The sequence below is a fragment of the Nocardia rhizosphaerihabitans genome (assembly GCF_014646295.1).
GTDB lineage: Bacteria > Actinomycetota > Actinomycetes > Mycobacteriales > Mycobacteriaceae > Nocardia > Nocardia rhizosphaerihabitans.
The window spans coordinates 65,203-92,177 of record NZ_BMNE01000002.1 but is presented as its reverse complement, the minus strand read 5'-3'; the positions used below and the strand labels follow the sequence as shown (position 1 = coordinate 92,177).

Sequence of the window (26,975 nt, the reverse complement as noted above, 5' to 3'; positions counted from 1 at the left end):
CGAGTGCCAAGCCATTTTTAGCACTCGGGTGATGAGAGTGCAAGGTCGCGCCCGGCGCGGAGGAGTACACCGGGCGCGCCCCGCGGGTCAGGACTCGTCCTGCGGCGCCGCCAGGAACTGATTCAGCAGCTCGACGAGTTCGGCTTCTACCACAGCCTTGTCCAGGCCGAGATCACTGAGCACGCCCGTGCCGTTCTCCTGCTCGAGCAACGCCAGCAGGATGTGTTCGGTGCCGATGTAGTTGTGGCCGAGGCGCAGCGCCTCGCGAAAGGTCAGTTCGAGGACCTTTTTCGTCTCACCGTCGAACGGGATGAGCGCGGGGATCTCCCCGCCCGCGGGCGGCAGCGACGCGGTGGCCGCCTGCTGGACCGACTCCAGGGTGACGCCACGGGCCTCGATCTCCTTGGCGGCCAAGCCCTCGGACTGGCGGATCAGGCCGAGGATCAGGTGACCGATCGCGATCTGACCATTGCCCGCCTCGCGGGCGGCCTCCTGGGAGCCGACGACAACCTGCCGGGCGCGTTCGGTGAACTTGGCGAAACCGGCCTGCGGGTCCATGGCCGCGGTGTCGCCGGGCCGCTTGGGGACGAAGCGCTTCTGCGCGGCCTGCTTGGTGACGCCGATGCTGGCGCCGATATCGGTCCAGGAGGCGCCGGAGCGGCGGGCCTGGTCGACGAAGTGGCCGATCAGGTGATCGGCGACCTCGCCCATGTGGTCGGCGACGACCACGGCGTCGGTCAGCTGTTCGAGGACGTTGTCGGGGCGGGCCTTCTTGATTCCGTCGATCAGGTCGTCGAGACGGATTTTCGGAGTGCTCATGCGTCAACTCTAGGTTGACGTCTTGGGATCGTCAACCGTTAGTTGACGAACAATCGGTGGCAGAGTGTCGGCATGGGGAGACTTCAGCGCTCGGCCCGGTGGGGCCTGCGCATTGTGGGGATTGCCGTGACGGTGGCCTGCGTGGTCGGCATGGGCCGGTTCCTGTGGCCGCAACCGGGAATCGATGACCAGCCCGAGTCGACCGAGCGGCAGCTGGCGTTTGTCCGGAACGCGCTCGACGATGGGGCGGATGTCGCTGCGCAGGGGCAGTTTCCGGAGGGGCACTTCTTTCTGAACGCGCTCTACGGCATCTCGTGGGTGCAGGCGGCGCACACCGATCCCAGCCTTCACGACGAAGCGCTGCGCGAATCTCGTTGGGCGCTGGACCGATTGGTGTCCGCGGAGGGACGGGCGGTGTTCAGCCCGACGTTGCAGCCCGCGTATGGGGCGTTCTGGGCAGGATGGACCAACTGGTTGCGTGGGGCGATTCTGTCGCTCGACGCGTCTGATTCCGCTGAGGTGGAGCGCTTTTCCGCGCACAGTGCGGAGATCGCACAGGCTTTCGCCGCCTCGGAGACGCCGTTCTTGCAGGCCTATCGGGGACAGGCGTGGCCGGTCGATTCCACGGTGGCCGTGGCTTCGCTGCGATTGCACGACCAGTTGTTCGACGACAAGTTCGGTGCGGTGACGGCACGATGGCTCGGGGCAGTGCAGAGTCGGCTGGATCCGGCGACCGGGCTGATGCCGCACGAGGTTTCGCCGGACGGGTCCCAGCTCGATGGTGCGCGGGCGACCTCGCAGTCGGTGATCCACCGGTTCCTGCCGGAGATTGATCCAGCCTTCGCGCGCAGTCAGTACGCCCTGTATCGCGAGCAGTACCTGGCCTATCCGGGCGGTTTCGGGCCCGCTTTGCGCGAATACCCGAAGGGGGCCGACGGCGTCGGTGATGTGGATTCGGGGCCGCTTGTCGCCGGAATCAGCTTGTCCGCCACCGTGGTCGGGCTGGGGGCCGCCCGGGTGAACGGTGACAGCGAGCTGGCCACCGCGATCGGCGCCGAAGGCGAACTGCTCGGGCTGCCGGTCGGTCTGCCCGGGTCGAAGCGGTATGCGTTCGGGCTGGTGCCGATCGGGGACGCGTTCGTGGTGTGGTCGTCGACGGCTCGGCTGCTGACCGGGGAACCGCCGGTCGACGAGGTCGGCCTGCGTTGGTGGTGGCGGGCGCCGTGGTTGATCGTGCTCGTTCTGATCGCCGTTGCCCCCTGGACAAGGAGACTCGTCGCGGCGCTGGGCGGCGACGCCCCCAGGCAGCGGCCGTGATCGGACCGCTGCCCTGGGGAAGCCTCAGTCGCGCGGACGACGTAACCGCAGCCGCGCCGACCCGCGGATCGCCGGACGGCGGATCTGCGGGATCCGGCTCTGTGCCCGCCGCTGGGCCCGCCGCTCGGCCGGCTTGTGCTGCCAGGTCTCCGGGCGCGCCGCGACCCAGCGCGCCGAGCGCCAGGCGAACGGGATGTGCGCCAGGTAGAGGGCGACCAGGATGAGCAGCAGGACGATCGGGTAGGTCACCAGCAGGGCGGCGGCCAGGGCCGTCAGCACCAGCAGGCCCGCGGCCGCCTGGGGAGCGACCGACACCGACTTCATCGCCAGGGTCGGGATGGTGCTCACGCACAGCAGCGCGGCGAAGATCGTCCAGGCGGCGACGAAGGCGAAACCGTCCCACCAGCCGTCGCCGAACTGCACCTTCAGCGCGATCGGGACCAGCGCGATCAACGCGCCAGCCGGCGCGGGCACGCCGACGAAGTACTCCCGCGCCCAGTTCGGGCGGGAGTCGTCGTCCAGCAGGGTGTTGAACCGGGCCAGGCGCAGCACCAGGCTCACCGCGAACAGCAGGGCCACGATCCAGCCCGCGCTGTAGCCGTCGAGCAGGGTGACATAGAGAACGAGCGCGGGGGCGACGCCGAAGGAGATCGCGTCCGAGAGCGAGTCCAGTTCGGCGCCCATCTTGCTCGTGGCGTCGAGCATCCTGGCCAGGCGGCCGTCGAGGGTGTCGAGCACGGCGGCGGCGCCGACCATGGCCAGCGCCACGTCCAGCTCGCCGTCGAGCCCGAATTTCACCGCGGACAGGCCCGCACACAGCGCGAGGATGGTGACGACGCTGGGCAGCAACCGCACCGAGCGCGGGCGCTTACGGCGTGCGGCCTGTTCGATCATCCCAGCACAGCCAGGACGGTCTCGGCCCCGATCGTGCGCTGGCCGGGCGCGACCAGCAGTTCGGTGCCGACCGGGAAATAGGTGTCGACGCGGGAGCCGAACCGGATCAGGCCGTAGGTGTCGCCGATGGTGAGCACATCGCCGACGCGCGCGTCGCAGACGATGCGGCGCGCCAGCAGACCGGCGATCTGCACGACGACGACCTGCTTGCCGTCGGCGGTATCGATGAGCATGCTGTTGCGCTCGTTGGCGTCGCTGGCCTCGGGCAGATCGGCCGAGAGGAACTTGCCGGGCTGGTGCAGCACCTCGCGCACGGTCCCGGACACGGGAACACGCTGCACGTGCACATCGAGCACGGACAGGAAGATGCTGACGCGCGGCAGCGGCTGATCGCCGAGTCCGAGCTCGGCGGGCGGCACCGCGGTATCGACGAGGGCGACCTCACCGTCGGCGGGCGCGACGACGATGCCGGGCCGGTTCGGCGGCACCCGGTGCGGATGCCGGAAGAAGGCGGCACAGGCGGCAGCGGCGGACAGACCAGCCCGGCGCACCCATTTGTTCCGGCCGCCGACGACCGCGACCGCCAGCGGCACCGCGACAAACGGCAGGCCGGCGGGGTGCAGCGGAGGTACAGCGGCCCGCACCAGGTCGACCATGTGGCCGACGGCGGTGGTGTCGGGCGTGCCGGGCGGGGTGGGGCGGCGTGCCACGGGCTCCCTCTTTCATGATGTGACGACAACGCAAGCGTTCACACCTTACGGGAACCCCACCGCTTCCACCCGTGGTCAGTGTGCCGCTTTACGTCCTGTGAACAGCTTCACCAGGAACAGCAGGATGCAGGCGCCCGCCAGACAGGTGAAGAAACTGAAGATCCAGCCTGCGCCCTCGACGTCGACGCCGAAGAGGCTGAGCAGGAAGCCGCCGAGCAGGCCACCGACGATTCCGACGACGATATTGAGCAGGATCCCCTGCTGCGCGTCGGTCTTCATGAACTTGCTCGCAATCCAACCGGCGAGGCCGCCGATGATGATCCAACTGATTATCCCGAGTCCAAGCATGGTGTCCTCGTTCCCTCGATGGGTCGGCGAGCAATCGCCTTGTCTCCAAGGTACCCCGTAACAGTTGTGACATATGACACGACTTAGCGGACCGATGCCGTTAATATGAGGACGCCTCATGTCTGCACGTTCACATGTTGTCCATGCGGGAGTCATGGGTGATGAGCGACGGATTTCGATGCTTCGGGTACACCCAGCGGGCAACCGCAGGTTGACAGGTACAGAGGAGACGCATAATGGCTGCTCGAATCGCCCAGACGACTGGAGCTGAGCACACCGCGATTCTCGGTTTGGGCGTCTATCGCCCCGCCCGGGTGGTCACGAACGACGAGGTCGCGGGTCCGATCGACTCGAGTGACGAGTGGATCCGCACCAGATCGGGAATCAAATCCAGGCGCTTCGCCTCCGCCGACGAAACCATCCAGAGCATGAGTGTCGCCGCCGCACAAGGCGCGCTGGCTTCGTCCGGTGTGGCCGCCGACCAGGTCGACTGCGTCATCGTCGCAACCTCGACACATCTACTACTCACCCCCGCCATCGGGCCGCAGATCGCCACCGATCTCGGCATGACCGGCGCGGCCGCGTTCGACATCTCGGCGGGCTGCGCCGGGTTCTGTCACGCGCTGGCGATGGCCTCGGATCTCGTGCGCGCAGGCACGTCGAAGAACGTGCTGGTGATCGGGGTCGAGAAGCTCACCAACACCGTTGATTTCACCGACCGCGCGACGGCGTTCCTGTTCGCCGACGGCGCGGGTGCTGTCATCGTCGGCCCGGCCGAGGAACAGGGCATCGGCCCGACCGTGTGGGGCTCGGACGGCACCCAGCACCACGCCATCCGCCAGAACAAGGACTGGATGGAGTTCTTCGCCGAAATCGATGAGAAGGGCACCGACGCCGTCCGCCCCTACCTCGCGATGGAGGGCACCGCGGTGTTCCGCTGGGCGGCGCACTCGCTGGAGAAGGTCTGCCGCGACGCGATCGACCGTGCGGGCCTGACCACCGACCAGCTGGACGCGATGATCCCGCACCAGGCCAACGGCCGGATCATCGAGATCATGGCCAGGGTGCTGAAACTGCCCGAGGACTGCGCACTGGCCAACGACATCGAGGAAGCCGGCAACACCTCGGCAGCATCGATTCCGCTGGCCATGGAGGCCTTGCTACGCAAGGGCGAGTCGAAGCCGGGCGATACGGCCCTGCTGATCGCCTTCGGCGCCGGACTGTCCTACGCCGCACAGGTTGTCACCCTGCCTGCCTGGAAATAGCCGACCAGCAACCGAGCCCACCGCTGCGGTGGCCTGCCCCGAGCAGGCCATCGAGCGGCGGGCTCGCCGTGTCCACCCTGTCCCACTTGCACCAACCCGGACAGGCTGGCAAACTCTTCGCTACCGACGTTGCTGACCGACGATGCTCAGCCCAGCGTTCCCGTCGTCAACCCCGAGGTGATCGGCCGTGAAACTGCGCTCATTCCTGCCACGCAGGCACATCAACGACGTCCCCTTGCTGCCTACCATCGAACCGGACGACAGCTTCGCGCTGCGCGCCGCGTTCACCCGCCGTAAACGCGACGAACGCCTCGAACGCCTGCTCACCCCCAGCGAACTCGACCTGGTGCTGCACCACCAGCTCTGACCACCGCCGTCCCTCCGGCGAGGAGGATACTTCTACGGGTGAGCACTCCAGCGGTAACCAAACCGGCCATTCTGAGCGTTGACGACGACCCCGGTGTCTCCCGGGCGGTGGTGCGCGATCTGCGCCGCCGCTACGGCGCGGACTACCGGATTCTGCGGGCCGAATCGGGACCGCAGGCGCTCGAGGCGCTGCGGGAGATGAAGCTGCGCGGCCAGCCGGTCGCGGTTCTGATCGCCGACTACCGGATGCCCGGCATGGACGGCATCGAATTCCTGGAGCAGGCGATGGACCTGCATCCCTACGCCCGCCGGGTCCTGCTGACCGCCTACGCCGACACCAATGCCGCGATCGACGCGATCAATGTCATCGATCTCGACCACTATCTGCTCAAGCCGTGGGACCCGCCGGAGGAGAAGCTCTACCCGGTCCTCGACGGGCTGCTCGATGCCTGGCGCAGTGCCGAACAGCGACCGGTGCACGAGACGAAGGTCGTCGGCGATCGCTGGTCGCCGCGGTCGTCGCAGGTGCGAGAGTTCTTGGCGCGCAATCAGTTGCCGTACCGCTGGTACCCCCTGGACGAGCCGGAGGGCGCCCGGCTGCTGGAGGCGGCGGGCGCCGATCCGCTGACCTGTCCGGTGGTGATCACCGCCGCGGGCACCGCCCTGATCCAGCCCAGTGACAGCGAGCTCGCCGAAAACGTCGGGCTCGCCGTCGAACCGAGCGGCGACTTCTACGATCTGATCGTCGTCGGCGGCGGACCGGCCGGGCTCGGCGCCGCGGTGTACGGCGCGTCCGAGGGTCTGCGCACGGTGCTGGTGGAGCGCACCGCCACCGGTGGGCAGGCCGGGCAGAGTTCGCGGATCGAGAACTACCTGGGCTTTCCCGACGGGTTGTCCGGTGCGCAGCTGGCCGACCGGGCGCGCAGGCAGGCGGCCAAGTTCGGCGCGGAGATCATCACCACCCGCGATGTCGTCGGGCTCGAGGTCAACGGGTCGGCGCGCACGGTGCGTTTCGCCGACGGCGGCAAGCTGTGCGCGCACACGGTGCTCATCGCCACCGGCGTCGACTACCGGCGTCATCCGGCGCCGGGTGTCGACGAATTCTCCGGACGCGGTGTGTATTACGGCTCGGCGATGACCGAGGCGGCCGACTGCGCCGAGCAGGACGTCTACATCGTCGGCGGCGCCAACTCTGCCGGGCAGGCGGCGGTGTTCCTGTCCCGCAACGCTCGTCGCGTGCACATCGTGGTCCGTGCCGACGCGCTGGAGAAGTCGATGTCGCACTATCTGATCCAGCAGATCGCGCAGATCCCGAACATCGTGGTGCACACCGAGACCGAGGTGGTCGGCGTCGACGGTGACGATCACCTGGAGCGGATCATCCTGCGCGACAACCGGACCGGCACCGAGGACAAGGTCGACGCGCAGCGGTTGTTCCTGTTCATCGGCGCCGCGCCGCAGACCGGCTGGCTCGACGGCGTCGTCACCAGGGACGAGGCGGGCTATGTGCTCGCCGGTCCCGACCTGATGATCGACGGCGCCCGCCCGCCGGGCTGGGAGCTGCCACGGCCGCCGCACCACCTCGAGACCAGCGTGCCCGGCGTGTTCGTCGCCGGTGACGTGCATGCCGAATCCGCCAAGCGGGTGGCCTCCGCGGTCGGCGAGGGCGCGATGGCCGTCATGCTCGTCCATAGGTACCTGGCGTAGGAGCGGGAATGACCCTGATCTGCGATCCGAACGAACTGCGCACGCTGTTCCTGTTCGAGAAGCTCGACGACGACCAGCTGGCGCAGCTGTGCGACGCGGGCCGGATCGAGTACATCGACCCGGGCCCGGTGTATCGCGAGGGCGAGCCCGCCACCTGCTTCTACGTGCTGATCGACGGCGAGGTGCGGCTGACGAAGCTGTCCGGCGGCACCGAGATCGAGATCAACCGCACCGACCACCGCGGCGTGTACGCGGGCGCGTGGACGGCCTACCTCGGCGACAAGGTGAGCCAGGACTACGCGGGCTCGATGTATGTCCTGCGGCGGTCCCGGTTCCTGGTGCTGGCGGCCGCCGACTTCGCGCGCATGATCACCGACTGGTTCCCGATGGCGGTGCACCTGCTCGAGGGCGCGTTCTTCGGCGGGCAGAAGACGGGTCAGCGGATCGCGGAACGGGAACGGCTGCTGGCGTTGGGTTCGCTGTCGGCCGGGCTGACCCACGAGCTCAACAATCCGGCCGCCGCCGCCGTCCGCGCCACCGCGGGCCTGCGTGAACGCGTCGCGGGCATGCGGCACAAGCTCAAGATGATGGCCGAGGGCAAGTTCACGCCCGAAGCGTTCGTGAAGCTGGTCGAACTGCAGGAGCAGGCCGCCGAGCAGGTCGCCAAGGCGCCCGAGCTGTCCCCGCTGGAGGCGGCCGACCGCGAGGACGGGCTCGCCGACTGGTTCGACGAGCACGGCATCGCCGACGGCTGGAACCTCGCGCCGACCTTCGTGCAGGCCGGTCTCGACATCGACTGGCTCGAAGGCGTGCACGCGACGCTCGAGGCCTGCCAGACGCAGGTGTTCGAGGGCGCGATCCGCTGGCTGAACTACACCATCGAGACCGAGCTGCTGATGAACGAGGTCGCCGACTCGACGGCCCGCATCTCCACCCTGGTCGGCGCCGCCAAGCAGTACTCGCAGATGGACCGCGCGCCCTACCAGGTGGTCGACCTGCACGAGCTGCTCGACTCCACGCTGGTGATGCTCAACCGCAAGCTCGGCGACGGCGTGCAGGTGATCAAGGACTACGACCGGGCGCTGCCGCCGATCCCCTGCTTCGCCGCCGAACTCAACCAGGTGTGGACCAACCTCATCGACAACGCGGTCTACGCGATGGGCGGCACCGGCACGCTGACCGTGCGCACCTACAAGGAGAACGACTGCGCCGCCGTCGAGATCGGTGATACCGGACCTGGCATCGCGCCCGAGGTCAGGGGCCGGATCTTCGAGCCGTTCTTCACCACCAAACCGGTCGGCGACGGCACCGGACTCGGCCTCGACATCTCGTTCCGGATCGTGGTCAACAAGCACAATGGCGATATCCGGGTCGAATCCGAACCGGGCAACACCCGTTTCATCGTCCGCTTGCCGCTGGACCCCCAGGCGGACAACGACAGCACACCGTCGAACACAGGAGATCAGTGATGTCTGAAGAGTTCGAAGGAATCGACCCGACGGCGCCGCCCAGCGGGGCCGGTTGCGCGGAGTGCGACGCCGCGGGCGGCTGGTGGGTGCATCTGCGGCGCTGCGCCGAATGCGGGCACGTCGGGTGCTGTGACAGCTCGCCGAGTCAGCACGCGTCGAAGCATTTCGCCTCGACCGGGCACCCGTTCATGCAGAGCTACGAGCCGGGCGAGGACTGGTTCTACAACTTCCACACCAGCGAGATGTACAGCGGCGGGCCCGAACTCGCGGCGCCGACCAGTCACCCGATCGACCAGTCCGTGCCGGGACCGGCCGACCGAGTGCCGGCGAACTGGCAGTCACTGGTCCACTGAGCAGCGCTTAAGGCGTACCTCCGCCTTCGCTCCGGCGGTGCGCAGGTCTGGCGAGGGCTGCGCCCGCTGCGCTAGCTGGGCTTGATCCCGGCGGCCTCGGCGACGGTCTTGTCGGCGTTGCCCGGTGCGAGGCAGACCAGCTTCGCGGTACCGAGCGCCACGTTCGGGCTGCCCTCGAAGGGGCCGCCGGGATGGGCCGCCAGGATCTGCTCGATCGCCTGCTTCTCGCCGTCGGTGTCGAGCTCGTTGAACTGCGCACAGGTGATGGCGGCGCCGGCGGCGGGCGCGGCCGTCGTCGCGGCGGGCTTGGTGGTGGCGCTCGCGCTGGCGGTCGGCGTGCCCTTGCGCAGGCCGTTCGCGTCGGTGGCGTCGTCGGAACCGCATCCGGCCACCGTCAGGCACAGCGCCCCAGCAGCCAGGACGACGAGGGAGATTCGATTCATCTGCAGCTTTCCCCGGTGGGTCGTTGCGCCGGCACCTCCGGCGCGTCCGGTGCAGCGTACCGGCTGGTTGCGGTGGTTCGTCATGTCAGCCACTTTCGGCCCCCGACCTTGGGGTCTGCCTAACGATCCCTGATCGTCCGAGCGGATTCGCCGGGACGCGGCAGAATGGGACAGTGGCTGAACTATCGCTCACCGCCCGGCTCAACCCCTCGGCAGCCGACGCCCGGCGCGGGGTGGTGCGTCTGCATCCCGAGACGCTCACCGCGCTCGGCCTGCGCGAATGGGACGGCATCGGGCTGACCGGGGCACGCCGGACAGCGGCGGTGGTGGCGAAGGCGCCCGCGGGCACCCCGCCGGGGGTGGCGCTGCTCGACGACGTGACGCTGTCGAATGTGGGGCTGCGGGAGAACGCGGCGGTCACCGTCGCGCCGGTCACCGTCTACGGCGCCAGGCAGATCTCGCTGAGCGGATCGGCGCACGCGACGGCCAGTATTCCGGCGGCCACCTTGCGGCAGGCGCTGCTGGGCAAGGTCGTGACGGTCGGCGACACGGTGTCGCTGCTGCCGCGCGATCTCGGCCCCGACATCAGTTCGGCGGCGGCGACGCAGGCGCTCTCACGCGCGTTCGGCATCGCCTGGACCACCGAACTGCTCACCGTCACCGCGATCGAGCCGATGCCGGGACCGGTGAGTGTGCAACCCAATTCGGCCGTCGGCTGGGGTCGCGGCGCGGCCGCGATCATGCACGCCATGGAGCGCGACTCCGACGCCGACGAGAACGGAATCCCGGCCGCTCTGGTGTCGGTGAGTTCGGGGAGCGCGCCGATCCAGGTCGAGGATCTGGCGGGGGTACAGGGGCAGGCGGCCAAGCTCGCCGAGTGGCTGAGCCTGGCGCTGGACGAACCCGAACTGCTGAAGACGCTCGGCGCACCCGCTCATCTGGGCGTGCTGGTCACCGGTCCGGCCGGGGTCGGCAAGGCGACGCTGGCCAGGGCGGTCGCCGCGCCGCGCCGCCTCGTCGAACTCGACGGGCCCAGTGTCGGCGCGATGGAGAGCGGCACCCGGTTGCGCGAGGTCGCCGAGGCCGTTGGCGATGTCGCCGCCGGGCGGGGCGGGATCCTGCTTGTCACCGATATCGACGCGCTGCTGCCCGTCGACGCCGAACCGGTCGCCACCCTCATCCTCGACCAGTTGCGGGCCGCGATGCGCTCGCCGTGCGTCGCCCTGCTGGCCACGACTGCCCATCCCGCACAGGTGGATTCGCGACTGCGCGGGCCGGATCTCTGTGATCGCGAACTGGCACTGCCGCTGCCGACCGCGGTGGTCCGGCGCGCACTGCTCGAGCAACTGTTGCGCAAGGTGCCAGCCGGGACCCTCGACTACGACATGATCGCTTCGCGGACACCGGGTTTCGTGGTCGCCGACCTCGCGGCGCTGTGCCGGGAAGCCGCGGTCAGGGCGGCGGGCCGGGCCAGCCGCGATCAGACCGAGCCGGAGCTCACCCAGGACGATCTGGTCGGCGCGCTGGATGTCATCCGGCCGCTGTCGCGTTCGGGGACAGAGGAATTGGCGATCGGCTCGCTCAACCTGGACGACGTCGGCGATATGGTGGAGACCAAGCAGGCTCTCACCGAGGCGGTGCTGTGGCCGCTGCGCCACCCCGATTCGTTCGCCCGGCTCGGCATCGACCCACCGCGTGGCGTGCTGCTCTACGGCCCGCCCGGCTGCGGCAAGACGTTCCTGGTGCGCGCGCTGGCGGGGACCGGTCAGCTGAGTGTGCACGTGGTGAAGGGCGCGGAGCTGATGGACAAGTGGGTCGGTTCCTCCGAGCGCGCTGTCCGCGAATTGTTCCAGCGCGCACGGGATTCCGCGCCGTCGCTGATCTTCCTCGACGAGGTCGACGCGCTCGCCGCGCGCCGCGGCCAGAGCAGCGACTCCGGTGTCTCGGACCGGGTGGTCGCCGCGCTGCTCACCGAACTCGACGGCGTCGAACCGCTGCGCGACGTGGTCGTCGTCGCCGCGACGAACCGGCCCGAGCTGATCGACCCGGCGCTGCTGCGCCCCGGTCGGCTGGACCGGCTGGTGTTCGTGCCGCCGCCGGACGCCGCCGCCCGGCTCGACATCCTGCGCACCGCGGGCCGCTCGGTGCCGCTGGCGGCTGACGTCGACCTGGCCGCACTGGCCGCCGACCTCGACGGCTACTCGGCCGCCGACTGCGCCGCCCTGCTGCGTGAGGCCGCGCTGTCGGCCCTGCGCCGCGATATGGCGGCCGCCGACGTCACCGCGGACGACGTGGCCACCGCGCGCCGCACCGTCCGGCCGTCGCTCGATGCGGACCAGGTCGAGTCGCTGCGCCGGTACGCCGAGAGCAGGGCTTGACCCACCACCCCGCGTCACCGACGACGTCGCAGCTAGAAGGGCGTTTCGGCGAGTATCGTCAAGCTGTGCCCACGTTTGGGGATGGTGTGGATGCGGTCTCGGCGTTCGCAGGCGCCGCGATCGCGGGGATCGCACTGTTCGTGCCGTTCACCTCCCGCTCCAGCTCGGTGATCGACACCCCCTATCAGATGGCCAGCTGGGCAAACAGCATTCCCCGCGCGACGACCCTGGGACTGATCGTCGCCGTCGTCGTGGCCGTGCTGATCCGGCCGGGACTCGACTGGCTCGTCGCCGCCTGCGCCACCGCGGCGCTGGGGCTCAACTATTTTGTCGGCCACGCCATGGACTCGGCCGAGGTCCTCACCACTCAGAACTATGTGAACGCGCTGTTCGGCGGCGTGATCTTCGGCGCCCTGTGCCTCTGTTCCCTGCAGATGCGGTGGGCCGCAGCCGGTTTCGCACTCGGCTCGGTGGCGGTGTTCGTGTACGGCCAAGTGATCGCGCTGGTCACCGAGAATACGTTGACGACGACGGACCGGGCCGTGCACAGCCCGTCGGGGCTGATCATCGCCGCTGTCGTGCTGCTCGCCGTGAACTCCGTCCGGCACCGGCACACCATCAAGCCGCCCGCCGTGCCGCAGCTCACCGCCGATCTGCCGATGGTCCCGATCGTGTCCGCGACGATCCTCGCGCTGTCGGTGTTACTGGCCACCGAATGGCTCCAGCGTGAGTTCAGCGGGGGACACCGAGGCTTCTGGCCCATAGCGCTCGCGGTGGCGGTCACGGTCTTCGCCGCGTTCGTCGCGGCCACCCTGCTGCCCGGCCGCGACGGGGCGGCTGTCCTGGTCGCCGTCAGCCTGGCCGCCGCGGGCGACTCGGTCATCGACGGCCCGAGCCTGGGCTGGAAGATCGTGCTGGTGCTCGGCGCGGCGGCCGCGGGCATCCTGGCCGGCCTGCGCTGGGCCTCGCCGTTGGCCGTCCTGTGCGGCACCGGCGCGCTCTGCGTGTTCGTCACGTTCTCCGAACGCCTGCCGTGGACGTTCGTCTGGATGGTCGGCACGCTGGTGCTGGCCGTGGTCGCCGGGTATGCGTTCGGCTCGATCCGGGTCAGCTACGGGCCCAGTGCCGTGCTCGGACTCGGCGCCGTGTACCTTCCGTCGATCCTGTGGTCGATTCCCACCGGTCTGCGGAATTGGCCGACCGGCGCGGAGCCGGTGTCCGAAGCCACCGCAGGCCGGGCCGCGCTGGCCATCACGATCGGCGGCGCGGCCGCGCTGCTGCTGCTGTACCGGATCCGGTCCGCCGAACCAACGCCTGCGGTCACGCCATAGCCGTACCCGGCGCGACATGGTTCGCCGCGCGCCGCTCGCTGAGCGCGACATCCCAGGTGAGCGGGGTGTGCGCCGGTATCGTCGAACGGTGCCCAAGATCGGGGATGGTCTGGACGCGGTCACGGCCTTCGCCGGGTCCGCGGCGGCCGGAATGTCGCTGTTCCTGCCGTTCACCTTCGGTGCGGGCGCCGAGGACAATTCGCCCTATCACGTCACCAGCCTGATCAACAGCGTCCCGCGCGCGGCCGCGCTCGGGCTCATCGTGGCGGTCGTCGTCGCCGTGCTGGCCAGGCCGATCAACCGGCCCGGCCTGATCTGGCTCACCGCGACGGCCGGGGCGGCGGCGCTGGCGGTCAACTACTTCGTCGGGCGGACGATGGTCTCGGCCGACGTGCTCACCACCCAGAACTACATCGACTCGCTGTGCGGCGGCGTGCTGTTCGGCGCGCTGGGCATCTGCGCGTGGCGGATGCGCTGGCCGGCGACCGGTTTCGCGCTCGGCGTGGTGGTGGTGTTCGTCTACGGCGAGGTCGTCGCCGTGTTCACCTCGAACTCCGCGGCGACGGCGGACAAGTCGGCGCACACCCCTGTCTGGTTGATCGTCGCCGCGGTCGTGCTGCTCGCGGTGAACACCCTGCGTCATCGGCACGGCGTCATGCTGCCCGCCGTACCGCGCCTTGCCGCCGATCTGCCGATCAGCCCGATCGTGGCCGCGACCGTGGTGTCGCTGTCGCTGCTGGTCGCCACCGAATGGCTCGGCCGCGAGTTCGACGGTCGTCGCGGGAACTTCTGGCAGATCGCCCTCGCCGTGGCGATCACCGTCGTTGCCGCGTTCGCCGCGGCCACCCTGCTACCCGGCCGCGACGGCGCCGGTGTCCTGGTCGCGGTCAGCGTGGCCGCGGCGGCCGACTCGCTCGGTGACGCCTCCGGTCTCGGCTGGCATCTCGTGCTCGTCCTTGTTGTCGGCGCGGCCGCCGTCCTGGCGGGCCTGCGCTGGGGGACTTCGTGGGGTGTCCTGCTCGGCGCCGCCGTGATCTGCGTGTTCGCCTCGGTCGCACAACGTTTCCCGTGGTCGTACACCTGGACTGCCGGGACGATCCTGGTGACTTGCGTCGCGGGCTTGGCGGTCGGCTCGATCCGGGTCAGCTACCTGCCGAGCGCCGTGCTCGGACTCGGCGCGCTGTACCTGCCCTCGATCCTGTGGTCCATTCCCACCGGGGATCGGCAATGGCCGACCAGCACGACCGTCGCCGACGAGAGCACGCCGGCCAGAGCCGCACTCGCCATCATCGTCGGCGCCGCGGCGGGCCTGCTCCTGCTGTACCGGATCCGTCCCGCCGCATCGGAAAACGCGACCGTGTCATAGCCGAGCCCCCCGCGACATGGCCGACGCGACAGCCGCGGTACCGGCGCACATCCCGGCATCGCCCGTAGGATCGGAGCGAGCTACTCGACCGCTACCGACCCGACGGAGGAGAGTTGCTCGCCGTACTGCTCGTCCACGCGCTGGCCGCCCTGGTGGCACCGCTGTGCGTACGAGTGCTGGGCCGCAACGCTTTCTACCCGCTGGCCCTGGTCCCGCTCGGCAGCCTCGGCTGGGTGATCGCGCACTGGGGAACGACCGTGCGCACGCATACGCAATGGGCGCCGCAGATCTCGATGGACATCGACCTGCGCTTCGACTCGCTCGCCGCGGTGATGTGTGTGCTCGTGCTCGGCATCGGCGCGCTGATCCTGGCCTACTGTGGCCGCTATTTCGAGCGCGACGAGGCCAGGCTCGGCGTATTCGCCGCTGAGCTCATGGGTTTCGCCGGCGCCATGTTCGGCCTGGTCACCAGCGACAACATGCTGCTGCTCTACGTGTTCTGGGAAATCACGACGGTGCTGTCGTTCCTGCTCGTCGGGCACTACGCCGAACGCGCGGTCAGCCGGCGGGCGGCGATCCAGGCGCTGCTGGTGACCGGTGCGGGCGGGCTGGCGATGCTGGTGGGGATCGTCATCCTCGGGACGCGCTACGGCAGCTTCCTGCTCTCCGATCTGCTCGCGACCACACCGCCCGCCGGGACCGCGGTCTCGGTGGGGATCGTGCTCGTGTTGATCGGCGCGATCAGCAAATCGGCGATCGTGCCGCTGCACTTCTGGCTCCCCGGCGCGATGGCGGCGCCGACCCCGGTGAGCGCCTATCTCCATGCCGCCGCGATGGTGAAGGCGGGCGTCTACCTGGTGGCCCGGCTCGCGCCCGCGTTCGCGCAGACGACACCGTGGCATGTGCTGCTGCTGCCGCTCGGTGTCGCCACGATGTTGCTGGCGGGCTGGCGGGCGATCCAGGTGCACGATCTGAAGCTGGTGCTGGCGTTCGGCACCGTCAGCCAGCTGGGTCTGCTGATCACGATGATGGCGATCGGCACGCCGGACGCGGCGCTGGCCGCCATCACGCTGCTGGTGGCGCACGCCCTGTTCAAGGCGAGCCTGTTCATGGTGGTCGGCATCATCGACCACGGTGCGGGCACGCGGGATCTGCGCCGGTTGTCCGGGCTCGGCAGGCGAGCGCCGTGGCTGTGCGCGGTCGCGGTGATCGCGGCGTTCAGCATGGCGGGGCTGCCGCCGTTGCTCGGGTTCGTCGGCAAGGAGTCGGCACTGAGCGCACTGTGGTCGACCGAGGTGGTGAGTACGCAGGCGAAGGTGGCCTTGCTGGCGGGTGTTGCCGTCGGGTCGGCGTTCACGATGGCCTACAGCATCCGATTCGTGTGGGGCGCTTTCGGTGTCACCGCGAATCCCGAGCGCGTGGTGACCTGGCACGCGCCGGGTCCGCTGCTGCTCGGGCCGCCCGCGGTACTCGCGGTGGCCGGGCTCGCGGCCGGTCTCGACACCCACGCTGTCGACCGGTGGCTGCGTCCCTACGCCACGTCACTGCCCGGCGTCCTGGACACCCACCTCGCGCTGTGGCACGGCTTCACCGGACCGCTCGCGCTGACGGTGCTGATCGTCGCGGCCGGTCTCGCGCTGTTCCTCATCCGCGGCCGGATCGGCGAACCAGCGCACCCGCGACTGGGCAATGCCGATCGCAACTACGACGCGGCCCTGCGCGCGATGGACCGGCTCTCGCTGCGCATCACCGGCACTGTGCAGTCCGGTTCGCTGCCGGCGAGCCAGGCCGCCATCCTCGGCACCCTGATCGTGTTGCCGACGATCCTGCTCGCCCTCGGCACGCGCACGGGAGTCGAACTGCGCCTGTGGGATTCGCCGTTGCAGGCGGCGATCGGGGGGATCATGATCTCGATGGCACTGGCGGCGACGGTGTTGCGCAACCGCTTGGCCAGCGTGCTCGTCGTCGGGGTCACCGGCTACGGCTGCGGCGTCATCTTCGCGCTGCACGGCGCACCCGATCTGGCTCTGACCCAATTCCTCGTCGAGACACTGACTTTGGTGATCTTCGTGCTGGTGCTGCGCGCGTTCCCCGCCGAGATCGCCGAAGACCAGGCCACGGCGTTCAAGGTCAGGCGGGCGCTGCTGGCGATCGGCGTCGGTGTCACCGTCGCGGTGCTGGCTGCCTTCGCCACCGCAGCCCGGCGCAGCGAACCGATCTGGCAGGCCATTCCCGACGCGGCCTACCGGATCGGCGGCGGCAAGAACGCGGTCAATGTGCTGCTGGTCGACATCCGCGCCTGGGACACCCTCGGCGAGATCTCGGTGCTCGTCGTCGCCGCGACCGGCGTCGCCTCGCTGGTGTTCCGCAGCCGCCGCTTCGGCAGCGCGCCGCGCGCCGCCGACTCACCCCACTACGACCCCGACGCGGTGAGCTGGCTGCCCGCGGCCCGGCTGGTCGATCGGCGCGAACGCTCGATGGTCCTGCAGATCACCACCCGCCTGATCTTCCCCACCATCATGGTGCTGTCGGTGTACTTCTTCTTCTCCGGCCACAACGCTCCCGGCGGCGGCTTCGCGGGCGGACTGATCGCCGGGCTCGCGCTGACGCTGCGCTATCTGGCGGGTGGTCGGTACGAACTCGGCGAGGCGCTGCCGGTGGACGCCGGGCACCTTCTCGGCGCCGGTCTCACCCTGGCCGCGGGCACCGCGACCGCGTCGCTGCTGCTCGGCGCGCCCCCGCTGTCCTCGGCGATTGTCGAGGTGACGCTGCCGGTCCTCGGCCACATCAAGCTGGTCACCGCGCTGTTCTTCGACCTCGGCGTCTACCTGGTCGTGGTCGGGCTGGCACTCGATGTGCTGCGCAGCCTCGGCGCCCGCCTGGACAAGGAACTCGTATGAGCGAGCGCAGCGAGCGGCGGATAAGCACAGCCGCCTTGGCGGTCAGGCCGGAGCCGAGCGCCTGCGAGGTGGAGGCATGAGCGCCAACTTGATTCTGTTGATCACCATCGGCGCGCTCACCGCGTGCGGTGTCTACCTGCTGCTCGAGCGGATCGTCTCGAAGATGCTGCTCGGCATGATCCTGCTCGGCAACGCCGTGAACCTGCTGATCCTCACCATGGGCGGCCCGGACGGGAAACCGCCGGTCCTGGGCAGCGCCGACACCGCGCACGACGGCATGGCCGACCCGCTGGCCCAGGCGATGGTGCTCACCGCGATCGTGATCACCATGGGGCTGGCCGCGTTCGTACTCGCGCTGGCCTACCGCTCCTACATGCTGACCACCACAGAGGACGTGCACAACGACCCCGAGGACGCCCAGATCGCCGCGCGGCGGGAGCAGGAGGATCCCGAACAGTGACCCTGTCCCCGGAGCTGCTGCCCGCCATCGCCGCACTGCCTGTGCTGATCCCGCTGCTCGGCGCCGCGGCGACGCTGGTGTTCGGTCGCCGCCCCCGGCTGCAGGCGATGATCTCGCTGAGCGCGCTGTCGTGCGTGCTGGTGGTCAGCGCACTGCTGCTGCATCTGGCCGACCGCGACGGCACCACCGCGGTGCAGGTGGGCGGCTGGCCGACCCCGATCGGGATCACCCTGGTGGTCGACCGGCTCTCGGCGGCGATGCTGCTGGTGTCGGCGTTCGTGCTGCTGGTGGTGTCGATCTACGGTGCGGGACAGAACATCTCCGACGGCGACGAACACCAGCCGACCTCGATCTACCGGCCCACATATCTGGTGCTGACCGCGGGGGTGTCGACGGCGTTCCTGGCCGGTGACCTGTTCAACCTGTTCGTCGGCTTCGAGGTCTTGCTCGTGGCGTCGTTCGTGTTGCTCACCGTCGGCGCCACCGAGGAACGCATCCGCACCGGCATCGCCTATGTGATGGTGTCGATGGTGTCGTCGCTGATCTTCCTGATCGGCATCGGTATCACCTACGCCGCCACCGGGACACTGAATCTCGCGCAACTGGCCGTGCGGCTGGAAGCGACGCCGAGCGGTGTGCGGACCGCCTGCTACGCGGTGCTGCTGGTGGCGTTCGGGATCAAGGCCGCGGTGTTCCCGCTGTCGAGCTGGCTGCCCGACTCCTACCCCACCGCCCCGGCGCCGGTGACCGCCGTCTTCGCCGGTCTGCTCACCAAAGTCGGTGTGTACGCGATCATCCGCACCGACACCCTGTGGTTCCCCGACGGCGCGTTCGACGACATCCTGCTGGTCTGCGGGCTGGTGACGATGCTGGTCGGCATCCTCGGCGCGATCGCGCAGACCGACATCCGGCGACTGCTCTCGTTCACCCTGGTCAGCCACATCGGCTACATGGTCTTCGGTATCGGGCTGGCCACCACGGCGGGCCTGACCGGCGCGGTCTTCTACGTCGCCCACCACATCCTGGTGCAGACCGCGCTGTTCCTCGCCGTCGGCCTCATCGAACGCCAGGCGGGCTCGGTGTCGCTGCGCCGGATCGGCGGGCTGGCCACCGCGAGCCCGCTGCTGGCCGTGCTGTTCCTGGTACCCGCATTGAATCTCGGTGGTATTCCGCCGTTCTCGGGGTTCATCGGCAAGGTCGCCCTGCTGGAGGCGGGTGCCGCCGACGGCAGTGTGCTGGCCTGGGTGCTCGTCGCGGGCTCGGTCGTCACCAGTCTGCTGACGTTGTACGCGGTAGCCAGGGTGTGGAGCAAGGCCTTCTGGCGGCCGCGCGAGGAAGCGCCGGAGGGTCATCTCACCGCGGCGAAACCACCCACCCTGGTGGAGGATTCGACCGACGTGTACTACGAGGACCGCACCGATCCCGGCCGGATGCCGGTGCTCATGGTGCTCGCGACCACCGGCCTGGTCGCCGCCGGACTCGCGCTGACCGTGCTCGCCGGGCCGATCCTCGGCATCGCCGAACGGGCGGCCGCCGACTTGAACGACCCGTCGGTCTACATCGACTCGGTGCTCGGGCCGGAGGCACGATGAACACGCTCGGGTTCCTGGCCAACCGCGACAACGCGCTGCGGATCGGCGTGCTGGCGTGGTTGACCGCGGTGTGGGTCGCGCTGTGGGGTGGCCTCAGCCCGGCCAATCTCATCGGCGGTCTCGTTGTCGCGCTGATCGTCGTCTTCGCGCTGCCACTGCCGCTGGTGCCGGTGACCGGCCGATTCCACCCGCTGTCGTTCCTCGAACTGATCGTGGTGAGTGTCTATTACGCGCTCGAATCGAGTCTGCAGGTGGCCTGGTTCGCCATCCGGCCCGCCGGACCACCCGTGTCCGGTGTGCTACGGGTGCACCTCGGCATCCAGTCCGATCTGGTCCTGGTGATGGCGACCGACCTGCTCAACCTGATCCCCGGCACCATGGTGCTCGAGGTGGACCGGGCGCGCTGTGTGGTCTATGTCCACGTGCTCGACGTGGGCAGTGAGAAGTCGGTGCTGAAGTTCTACAGCACCACACGGCGATTGGAGCATCTGCTGATCAACGCCTTCGAACGGCCGAGCGAACGCAGGCGCCTCGATCCGGAGGAGCGCCCGTGACCGTCGTCGCCATCATCGCCGGCATCCTGCTCACCGCGGCCGCGGTGATCACCAGCTACCGCGTGCTGGCGGGTCCGAGCACCCTCGACCGGGTCGTCGGGATCGACTCGCTGATGGCCATCGCCGCCGCCGGACTCGCGGTCTGGGCCGCCTACAGCAACGACACCACGGTGATCCCGGCGATCGTCGCGCTGGCGCTGGTCGGGTTCCTCGGCTCGGCCGCGGTGTCGCGCTTCCGCGTCAGGGACGACCGATGACGGCATGGGAATGGGTCTCGGCCGCGCTGATCCTGACCGGCTGCGCGCTCGCGTTCACCGCGGCCATCGGCATCGTGCGGTTCCCCGACACCCTCACCCGCATGCACGCCGCGACCAAGCCGCAGGTGGTCGGCTTGGTCCTGGTCCTCGTCGGCACCGGGATCGACATCAGGAACGACGTCAATGTGTGGATGCTGGTGCTGACCGGCCTGTTCACCATCCTCACCGCACCCGTCATCGCCCACCTCATCGGCCGCACCGCCTACCGCGAACAGCGCCACCGCGACGGCCTGCTGCGGATCAACGAACTGGGCAACGCCGCCGACGACTAACCGGCGGCCACCCGCACCATCGCGGGCCGGGGCGCGGCGGCGAACCAGGTGGCATGGAACGCGGCGGCCACGGCGGCCAACAGCCCGATGACGATCGCGCCCGCGAGCACCGGGTACTCGGCCATCGGCACCGCCAGGTACCGGTAGGCCAGCAGCAGCCCCGCGAACACGACCGCACCGAAGCCGACCATCCGCACCCGGAACGCACCCCAGCCGCGCTCGGGCGATCGCAGCGCCGACTCGACGGTCAGGCACAGCACCGCGCCCGCCACCAGGTCGACGCCGTAGTGGTAACCGAATCCGAGCGTCGCGGCCACGGTCGCGGCCAGCCAGAACGCGCCACCCCAGCGCAGCCAGGCCGGCGCGCGTGACCCGTCGACATCACGACGGGTGTGGATGAACAGCGACAGCGCCCACGCGGTATGCATCGACGGCATGCAGTTGCGCGGCGTGAACGCGTCGAACGGCAGCGCCGCCGGACTGCGGTCGATCGGCGGCAACGCCGTCGGCCAGAAATTGCCCACCTGGAAACCGTGCCCGTCCGCGCCGAACGCGAACATCGGCCCCACGACGGGAAACAGCACATAGAACAGCGGGCCGACCAGCCCGAGCACCAGGAACGTGCGAACCAGGTAGTGCGACGGCCACTCCCCGGTCGGGACGACCCTGCGCAACTGCCACACCGCGACCACGATCGCCGCCACCGGCAGCTCGATGTACACCCAGTGCAGCACCGCGTACACCTCGGGCCCGAGCACATCCAGCACCCGGCCCATGACCCACGACGGGTCACCGAGCGCGTGATCGGCGAGCAACAGATATTCGTCGAGCACCGCGGGCCGCACCGCCGAGGTGACGTGCAGCCACACGTCACCGACCTTCGTGGCGAGCACGAGCAGCGCACCCAGCGCCGCCGCCTTCACCGCGTCCGTACGTTCGCGACCGCTCCAGCGCACCGCCGCGACGATCGCGAGCACGGTCAAGACGATGGTCGGGCCGTTGCCGACCGTGAACGGCTTGCCGTCGAGCAGCCGCAGCGCGGCGCACACCGCGTCGATCCCGACCGCCGCGAACACCGCGAAGACCCGCCTGCGCGCATTGACCCCGACCAGTGCGAGCACCAGCCCGGCCCACGGCACCGACATCGACTTCGGCGTGCCGATGTAGTCACGGGCCAGACTCGCCAGTGGTCCGTCGAAACCGTTGACGAACGCGGCGATCTGCAATCCGACGAGCAGCGCCAGCACCGACGACACCCCGACGACGGCGAGTGTGCGTGGCTCACGGAGACGGTTCCGGAGAGCGGCACCCCCCGCAGCGCCGCGCGGATGTTCGACAAGCATCCCGACATCGTAAACGGCGGGTTAACACCACCCCGCTGTGTAGCTGAACGCTACTGATCCAGCTCGCGCACCAGCGAATCGACGACCGCGACAAGATCACCCTGCGATTGCGCGGCGACGCGACGTTGCCGCTGGTAGGAGGCACCGTGGCGGGGAATGTCGGCGACGGCGGCCAATTCGTCGGCGCAGCCGAGCCGCTTCGCGGTCGGCTCCAGTTTGTTCAGCAGATCCATCAGATCGTCTGTGACCAAACGCTCATTACTGGCGTCGTCGACGATCACGATGGCGTCGAGCCCGTAGCGCGCTGCCCGCCACTTGTTCTCCTGCACATGCCACGGCGGCAGCGTCGGCAGGTTCTCGCCCGCGTCGAGCCTGCGCTCCAGATCGACTACCAGGCAGTGGATCAGCGCGGCCACCGAGGCCAGCTCCGCCCGGCTGGACAGCCCGTCGCACACCCGGATCTCGATCGTGCCCCACTTGGGCGCGGGCCGGATGTCCCAGTGCATGCCGCCGAGCTGTTCGAACACACCGGTTTTGAGCTGGTCGTGCACGAAACCCTCGAACTGCGGCCAGTTCTCGAACTGGAACGGCAGACCGGCGGTCGGCAGCTGCTGGAACATCAGCGCGCGATTGCTGGCGTAACCGGTGTCGTCACCGGACCACATCGGTGAGGACGCCGAGAGCGCGAGCAGATGCGGATACGACAGCAGCAGCGAGTTCAGGATCGGAAAGACCTTGTCCCGGTGCGAGACTCCCACGTGCACGTGCACGCCCCAGATCAGCATCTGGCGGCCCCACCACTGGGTACGCTCGATCAGCTCGTCGTAATGCGGTGAGCGGGTGAGCTGCTGGGCCGACCACTGCGCGAACGGATGGGTGCCGGCGCAGAACAGGTCGACGCCGAGCGGATCGGCCGCGCGGCGCACCGCGTCCATGGTGCCGCGCAGATCGTCGACCGCGCCGCCGACCGTGTCGTGCACACCGGTCACCAATTCGACCGTGTTGCGCAGCAATTCCTTGGTGACCTGCGGCGTCCCGTCGTAGGCACGCAGATCGCCGACGGCGTCGAACACCGCGGAGGCGGTGTTCGACAGATCACGCGTCACCTTGTCGACAAGCGCGATCTCCCACTCGATGCCGATGGTCGGCCGGGGCGAACCAGGGAACGGTACCGACTGGATTGCCCCGGCCATGTGCGTCTCGCTAACCGACCACGCCGCAGGCGACCCGGGTTCCAGCGTCACCCGTGGACAGCGTGGTCTCGTCGGGGCCGGTGCCACCCTCGCGGGAGTACCGGGGCGGGATGTTGCCGAAGTTGTCGGCGCCGGAGTGCACGATCAGGGCCTTGCCCTTGACGTTGTCCAGGGTGACCGTGTCGGTCCGGGTGACCAGCTTCGCGGTGCCGTCGGCGTTGACCTGCAGCGAGGTCAGATCGCCGCTGGCCGGGTGCGCGTTGGCCGCGCCGACCTGCAGATGACCGCCGGCGGAGGCGAAGTCGCCCTCACAGGTGCCGTTCTGGTGGAAGTGCAGGCCGTGGAAGCCGGGGGTCAGGCCCTGCGCCTCGACGGTGACGACCAGGTGGCTGCCCTCGGCGACGATGGTCGCGGTGCCGACATTCGCGCCGGAGCTGTTCTTGAGGTCGGTCTTCAGACCACCGGCCGCCGCCGGGGCGCCGTGCTCGCCGCCGCCGTGGCCGTCGGTGGTGGTCGGCGCGGCGTGGCCGCCGCCGCCGTGCGCATCGCCGGTACCCGCGGGCGCGGGCGAGCTGGTCCACACCGGCGGCGTGGTTCCCTTGACGTCACTCGACTCCTGGCTGTTGGTGCAAGCAGCGAGACCGAACACGGCAACCGCCAGCACCGGGGTCACAATGCGCCAGGACGGGCGACGAGTTGTCGACGTGGCCATCAGGGAACTCCTTTACGAGTACCGAGTTTAACGAGTAAAGCTGGGTGGACAGGGCTGTACCGCTCAAGATGATGCCACAGCGCAGGCACAGCCCCTGGCACCGCGTGCCGTGCCTCGTTCAGCTGCCGGTCAGCACGACCACGACGCCCGGCGAGGTATCACCGGACTTCGGCACGACCGTTCCGCCGATCTCCGCGGCGATCTGGGTGGCCGCGGCCTTGTCGCCCGCGCCGGTGCCGTAGAACACCGTCGTGGCGGTCAGGTTCGAGCCGTTGTAGTTGCCGGTGCTGACATTGCTCCAGCCCGCCGAGGTCAGTTCGCTCGCGGTGCGGGCGGCCAAGCCCGCGACCAGGCTGTTGTTCAGCACCCGCACAGGCACACTCTGATCGACGGTGGCCGCGGGCGCGGCGGGTGCCGTGGTGGGTGCCGTGGTCGTGGGCGCCGTGGTGGTCGTCGGTGCGACGGTCGTCGTGGTCGGGGCGGCGGTCGCGCTGGTGGTCGTCGCGGCGGCCGTGGTCGCGGGCGCCTGCGCGACCACGCTGGAGGTCGTCGTCTCGGTCTGCTCGCCCGAATCGGATGCGTCGGCACCGGAGTTCGACAACGACATCGCACCCAGACCGGCGAAGACGATGGCCAGCGCGATCAACACCATCGCCAGCGCGCGCAGCGGTGGGCCGCCGGGGGTGGGATTAGGGTTGCTCACCCGCGCAACCCTAGTCGCAACCACCTCTGTGTGGCTGTCCGCGACGCGAACTCACGGCCCGGAGGCGGCAGCGTGCGTAACCACGCAGGGCCTGTGTGCGGCGCCGTGTACACAGTCAGACCTGGAAACCGAGTCGGCGCGCTGCACGCGCTTTCTGCCTGCTCGCCCGCAGCCTGCGCAGGCGCTTGACCAGCATCGGGTCGGCCGCCAGCGCTTCTTCCTTGTCGACGACCGCGTTGAGGACCTGGTAGTACCTGGTCGCCGACATGGAGAACAATTCGCGGATCGCGTCTTCCTTGGCGCCCGCGTACTTCCACCATTTGCGTTCGAAATCGAGGATGTCGAGCTCACGGCGACTCAGACCACTGCCTTCGTCGATGGCCGCGTCTTCCGTCGTACGAGCCTCGATATTGCGAGCCGCTGCGCCGTCCATCTTGCTCCCTCGCCGAGTATCACGAGATGAAAATGACGCTTGCACGTCGCGGATCATTCAACCATGTAGCGGCCGGATCGTCCGAGCGATGTCCCGGCGTGTTGACTACAGGCCAGTAGGGTGGCGCAAGCCACAGGGGTCGCCGCTCGCCGAGGCGCGCGAACCGCGATAATGGCGGCCATGGCAATTCTCCCGATCGTGATCGTCGGTGACCCCGTCCTCCACAACCCCACCGCACCGGTGACGGAGACGCCGGCCGAGCTGGCCGACCTGATCGCGGACATGTACGACACCCTGGAGGAATCCAAGGGTGTCGGCCTGGCGGCCAACCAGGTCGGCGTCGGCAAGCGGCTGTTCGTCTACGACTGCCCCGACTTCGACGCGACAGGCCAGCCGATCCGCCGCAAAGGCGTGGTGATCAACCCGGTGCTGGAGACCTCCGCGATCCCGGAGACCATGCCCGATCCCGACGACGACGAAGAGGGTTGCCTGTCCGTGCCGGGCGAGCAGTTCCCCACCGGTCGCGCCGACTGGGCCAGGGTCACCGGCACCGACGAGAAGGGCGAGCCCGTCGACATCGAGGGCACCGGCTTCTTCGCCAGGATGCTCCAGCACGAAGTGGGCCACCTCGACGGATTCCTCTACGTCGACGTGCTGATCGGCCGCAATGCCCGCGCGGCGAAGAAGGCCATCAAGCGCAACGGCTGGGGCACACCGGGTCTGAGCTGGATCCCGGGCACGGTGCCCGATCCGTTCGGTCATGACGACTGAGATCCCCCTCGGCCGCCGCGTGGTGATGCGGTACCAGCTGCCGGAGGGTTATCCACAGCCGCTCACCGATGTGATCGGCGAACTGGTGTCGCTGAGTCCGCCGTCGGTGCGCACCGCCGAGGGCGAGCTGGTCTCGGTCGCGGCCGATCGGGTCGTCGCGCTGAAAGCTCTGGGGCCGAGGCCGATTCGCACCAAGGAGATCAGGTCGCTGGAGACCGCGGCGGCCGCGGCGTGGCCGGGCAGCAGTCACCTGTGGATCGACGGCTGGCTCGTGCGGGCGGGCAACGGCTACACCGGGCGCGCGAATTCCGCTGTGCCGCTGGGTGAATCCGGCGTGCCCGCGGTGTTGTCGATCGACACCATGCACCGGATAGCGGACTGGTACACCGCCAACGGGCTGCCGCTGCTGTTGCAGCTGCCCGATCGGCTCGCCCCGGTCCCGCCGGGCTGGAACACCTGGAGCGAGACCGTCGTCCTCGGTCTCGACATCGCGAATTTCGTGCTGCCACAAGGCCCGTCGATGGTGCGGATCGCCGCCGAACCCGACGACGGCTGGCTGGCTGTGCACCGGTACCGCGGCGAGATACCGCTCGATCCAACCGTGCGCGCACCGGACCGCACCGTGCTCACCTCGGTCCTGGACGGCGCGCTCGGCTTCGCCTCGCTCGGCATGCCGGAGCCGCTGGCCATCGGCCGCGGCGCGGTGACCACCGCACCCGACGGCAGGCGCTGGGTCGGCCTGACCTGTGTCGCCGTCGCGACCGCGCACCGCCGCAACGGACTCGCCGCGCTGCTGTGCGCCGAACTGATCCGCTGGGGCGCCGAGCACGGCGCCACCCACGCCTACGTGCAGGTGGAAGTAGGCAATGCCGCCGGACTCGCGCTCTACCGCGAGCTCGGCTTCCTCGAACACCACAGCTACCGCTACGCCGCGCCGCCCAGCGCGACGTAGGAAAGGA

At 69.3% G+C, this 26,975-nt stretch carries 27 protein-coding genes; 17 read left to right on the top strand and 10 right to left on the bottom strand.

Features of this window, described 5'->3' with window-relative positions; all coding sequences use genetic code 11:
* Positions 1–87 precede the first annotated feature (87 nt).
* Positions 88–819, bottom strand: a complete 732-nt coding sequence (locus IEY60_RS06865; RefSeq protein ID WP_189025226.1) for a Clp protease N-terminal domain-containing protein — start codon at positions 817–819, stop codon at positions 88–90.
* A gap of 72 nt (positions 820–891) precedes the next feature.
* On the opposite strand from IEY60_RS06865, the gene IEY60_RS06860 reads away from it, so the two are divergent.
* Entirely contained in the window at positions 892–2,136 is a 1,245-nt protein-coding gene (locus tag IEY60_RS06860; RefSeq protein ID WP_229739622.1) for a hypothetical protein, read from the top strand.
* Positions 2,137–2,160: 24 nt separating this feature from the next.
* Here IEY60_RS06860 and IEY60_RS06855 read toward each other — a convergent pair whose 3' ends face one another.
* The 3 genes from IEY60_RS06855 to IEY60_RS06845 all read right to left on the bottom strand — a co-directional run bounded on the left by IEY60_RS06855 (position 2,161) and on the right by IEY60_RS06845 (position 4,088).
* A complete protein-coding gene (locus tag IEY60_RS06855; protein WP_189025224.1) occupies positions 2,161–3,030 on the bottom strand; it encodes a CDP-alcohol phosphatidyltransferase family protein in 870 nt (289 codons plus the stop codon).
* Positions 3,027–3,740 carry a phosphatidylserine decarboxylase gene (locus IEY60_RS06850; protein WP_189025222.1) on the bottom strand — a complete coding sequence of 238 codons (714 nt, stop codon included), beginning with the start codon at positions 3,738–3,740 and terminating at the stop codon, positions 3,027–3,029. Before IEY60_RS06850 ends, IEY60_RS06855 begins: the two co-directional genes overlap by 4 nt.
* 75 nt (positions 3,741–3,815) lie before the next feature.
* Positions 3,816–4,088 carry a GlsB/YeaQ/YmgE family stress response membrane protein gene (locus IEY60_RS06845; RefSeq protein WP_189025220.1) on the bottom strand — a complete coding sequence of 91 codons (273 nt, stop codon included), beginning with the start codon at positions 4,086–4,088 and terminating at the stop codon, positions 3,816–3,818.
* Positions 4,089–4,324: 236 nt separating this feature from the next.
* Between IEY60_RS06845 and IEY60_RS06840 the strand changes: the two genes are divergently transcribed.
* From IEY60_RS06840 to IEY60_RS06820, 5 genes are all read left to right on the top strand, one after another.
* Complete coding sequence (locus IEY60_RS06840) at positions 4,325–5,353, top strand: beta-ketoacyl-ACP synthase III (protein ID WP_189025218.1); 1,029 nt, start codon at positions 4,325–4,327, stop codon at positions 5,351–5,353.
* Between the two features lie 187 nt (positions 5,354–5,540).
* On the top strand, positions 5,541–5,720 hold the full coding sequence (locus tag IEY60_RS06835; protein ID WP_189025216.1) for a hypothetical protein: 180 nt from the start codon (positions 5,541–5,543) through the stop codon (positions 5,718–5,720).
* Positions 5,721–5,758: 38 nt separating this feature from the next.
* Entirely contained in the window at positions 5,759–7,426 is a 1,668-nt protein-coding gene (locus tag IEY60_RS06830) for an NAD(P)/FAD-dependent oxidoreductase (protein WP_189025214.1), read from the top strand.
* 8 nt (positions 7,427–7,434) lie between these two features.
* Positions 7,435–8,895, top strand: a complete 1,461-nt coding sequence (locus IEY60_RS06825; RefSeq protein ID WP_189025213.1) for an ATP-binding protein — start codon at positions 7,435–7,437, stop codon at positions 8,893–8,895.
* Complete coding sequence (locus tag IEY60_RS06820; RefSeq protein WP_189025212.1) at positions 8,895–9,248, top strand: UBP-type zinc finger domain-containing protein; 354 nt, start codon at positions 8,895–8,897, stop codon at positions 9,246–9,248. Before IEY60_RS06825 ends, IEY60_RS06820 begins: the two co-directional genes overlap by 1 nt.
* A gap of 71 nt (positions 9,249–9,319) precedes the next feature.
* On the opposite strand, the gene IEY60_RS06815 is transcribed toward IEY60_RS06820, so the two are convergent.
* Entirely contained in the window at positions 9,320–9,691 is a 372-nt protein-coding gene (locus IEY60_RS06815; protein WP_229739621.1) for a hypothetical protein, read from the bottom strand.
* 173 nt (positions 9,692–9,864) lie between these two features.
* Here IEY60_RS06815 and IEY60_RS06810 point away from each other — a divergent pair, with 173 nt between their 5' ends.
* The 9 genes from IEY60_RS06810 (at position 9,865) to mnhG (ending at position 20,861) form a co-directional block, all read left to right on the top strand.
* Entirely contained in the window at positions 9,865–12,069 is a 2,205-nt protein-coding gene (locus tag IEY60_RS06810; RefSeq protein WP_189025211.1) for an AAA family ATPase, read from the top strand.
* Positions 12,070–12,134: 65 nt separating this feature from the next.
* On the top strand, positions 12,135–13,400 hold the full coding sequence (locus IEY60_RS06805) for a hypothetical protein (protein WP_189025210.1): 1,266 nt from the start codon (positions 12,135–12,137) through the stop codon (positions 13,398–13,400).
* Between the two features lie 88 nt (positions 13,401–13,488).
* Positions 13,489–14,766 (top strand): hypothetical protein, encoded by a 1,278-nt coding sequence (locus IEY60_RS06800; protein WP_189025209.1) that lies wholly within the window; start codon positions 13,489–13,491, stop codon positions 14,764–14,766.
* Positions 14,767–14,879: 113 nt separating this feature from the next.
* Entirely contained in the window at positions 14,880–17,666 is a 2,787-nt protein-coding gene (locus tag IEY60_RS06795) for a Na+/H+ antiporter subunit A (protein WP_189025207.1), read from the top strand.
* A 76-nt stretch (positions 17,667–17,742) separates the two neighbouring features.
* Positions 17,743–18,126 (top strand): Na(+)/H(+) antiporter subunit C, encoded by a 384-nt coding sequence (locus IEY60_RS06790; protein WP_189025205.1) that lies wholly within the window; start codon positions 17,743–17,745, stop codon positions 18,124–18,126.
* Positions 18,123–19,718, top strand: a complete 1,596-nt coding sequence (locus tag IEY60_RS06785; protein ID WP_189025202.1) for a Na+/H+ antiporter subunit D — start codon at positions 18,123–18,125, stop codon at positions 19,716–19,718. Before IEY60_RS06790 ends, IEY60_RS06785 begins: the two co-directional genes overlap by 4 nt.
* Entirely contained in the window at positions 19,715–20,272 is a 558-nt protein-coding gene (locus tag IEY60_RS06780; RefSeq protein ID WP_189025200.1) for a Na+/H+ antiporter subunit E, read from the top strand. The genes IEY60_RS06785 and IEY60_RS06780 overlap by 4 nt, the downstream gene beginning before the upstream one ends.
* Positions 20,269–20,529, top strand: a complete 261-nt coding sequence (locus IEY60_RS06775; RefSeq protein ID WP_189025197.1) for a monovalent cation/H+ antiporter complex subunit F — start codon at positions 20,269–20,271, stop codon at positions 20,527–20,529. Before IEY60_RS06780 ends, IEY60_RS06775 begins: the two co-directional genes overlap by 4 nt.
* Positions 20,526–20,861, top strand: a complete 336-nt coding sequence (gene mnhG, locus IEY60_RS06770; RefSeq protein ID WP_189025188.1) for a monovalent cation/H(+) antiporter subunit G — start codon at positions 20,526–20,528, stop codon at positions 20,859–20,861. The genes IEY60_RS06775 and mnhG overlap by 4 nt, the downstream gene beginning before the upstream one ends.
* On the opposite strand, the gene IEY60_RS06765 is transcribed toward mnhG, so the two are convergent.
* The 5 genes from IEY60_RS06765 to napA all read right to left on the bottom strand — a co-directional run bounded on the left by IEY60_RS06765 (position 20,858) and on the right by napA (position 25,245).
* Positions 20,858–22,204, bottom strand: a complete 1,347-nt coding sequence (locus IEY60_RS06765; RefSeq protein ID WP_189025186.1) for a phosphatase PAP2 family protein — start codon at positions 22,202–22,204, stop codon at positions 20,858–20,860. The two genes, mnhG and IEY60_RS06765, sit on opposite strands and share 4 nt — an antisense overlap.
* 50 nt (positions 22,205–22,254) lie before the next feature.
* Positions 22,255–23,397 carry a glutamate--cysteine ligase gene (locus IEY60_RS06760; protein ID WP_189025184.1) on the bottom strand — a complete coding sequence of 381 codons (1,143 nt, stop codon included), beginning with the start codon at positions 23,395–23,397 and terminating at the stop codon, positions 22,255–22,257.
* Positions 23,398–23,407: 10 nt separating this feature from the next.
* Positions 23,408–24,109 carry a superoxide dismutase[Cu-Zn] gene (gene sodC / locus IEY60_RS06755; protein ID WP_189025182.1) on the bottom strand — a complete coding sequence of 234 codons (702 nt, stop codon included), beginning with the start codon at positions 24,107–24,109 and terminating at the stop codon, positions 23,408–23,410.
* A gap of 118 nt (positions 24,110–24,227) precedes the next feature.
* Positions 24,228–24,812, bottom strand: a complete 585-nt coding sequence (locus IEY60_RS06750; RefSeq protein WP_229739620.1) for a LytR C-terminal domain-containing protein — start codon at positions 24,810–24,812, stop codon at positions 24,228–24,230.
* Positions 24,813–24,927: 115 nt separating this feature from the next.
* On the bottom strand, positions 24,928–25,245 hold the full coding sequence (gene napA, locus IEY60_RS06745) for a nucleoid-associated protein NapA (protein ID WP_189025180.1): 318 nt from the start codon (positions 25,243–25,245) through the stop codon (positions 24,928–24,930).
* A 180-nt stretch (positions 25,246–25,425) separates the two neighbouring features.
* On the opposite strand from napA, the gene IEY60_RS06740 reads away from it, so the two are divergent.
* On the top strand, positions 25,426–26,016 hold the full coding sequence (locus tag IEY60_RS06740) for a peptide deformylase (protein WP_189025178.1): 591 nt from the start codon (positions 25,426–25,428) through the stop codon (positions 26,014–26,016).
* A complete protein-coding gene (locus tag IEY60_RS06735; RefSeq protein WP_189025176.1) occupies positions 26,006–26,968 on the top strand; it encodes an N-acetylglutamate synthase, CG3035 family in 963 nt (320 codons plus the stop codon). The genes IEY60_RS06740 and IEY60_RS06735 overlap by 11 nt, the downstream gene beginning before the upstream one ends.
* Positions 26,969–26,975 lie beyond the last annotated feature (7 nt).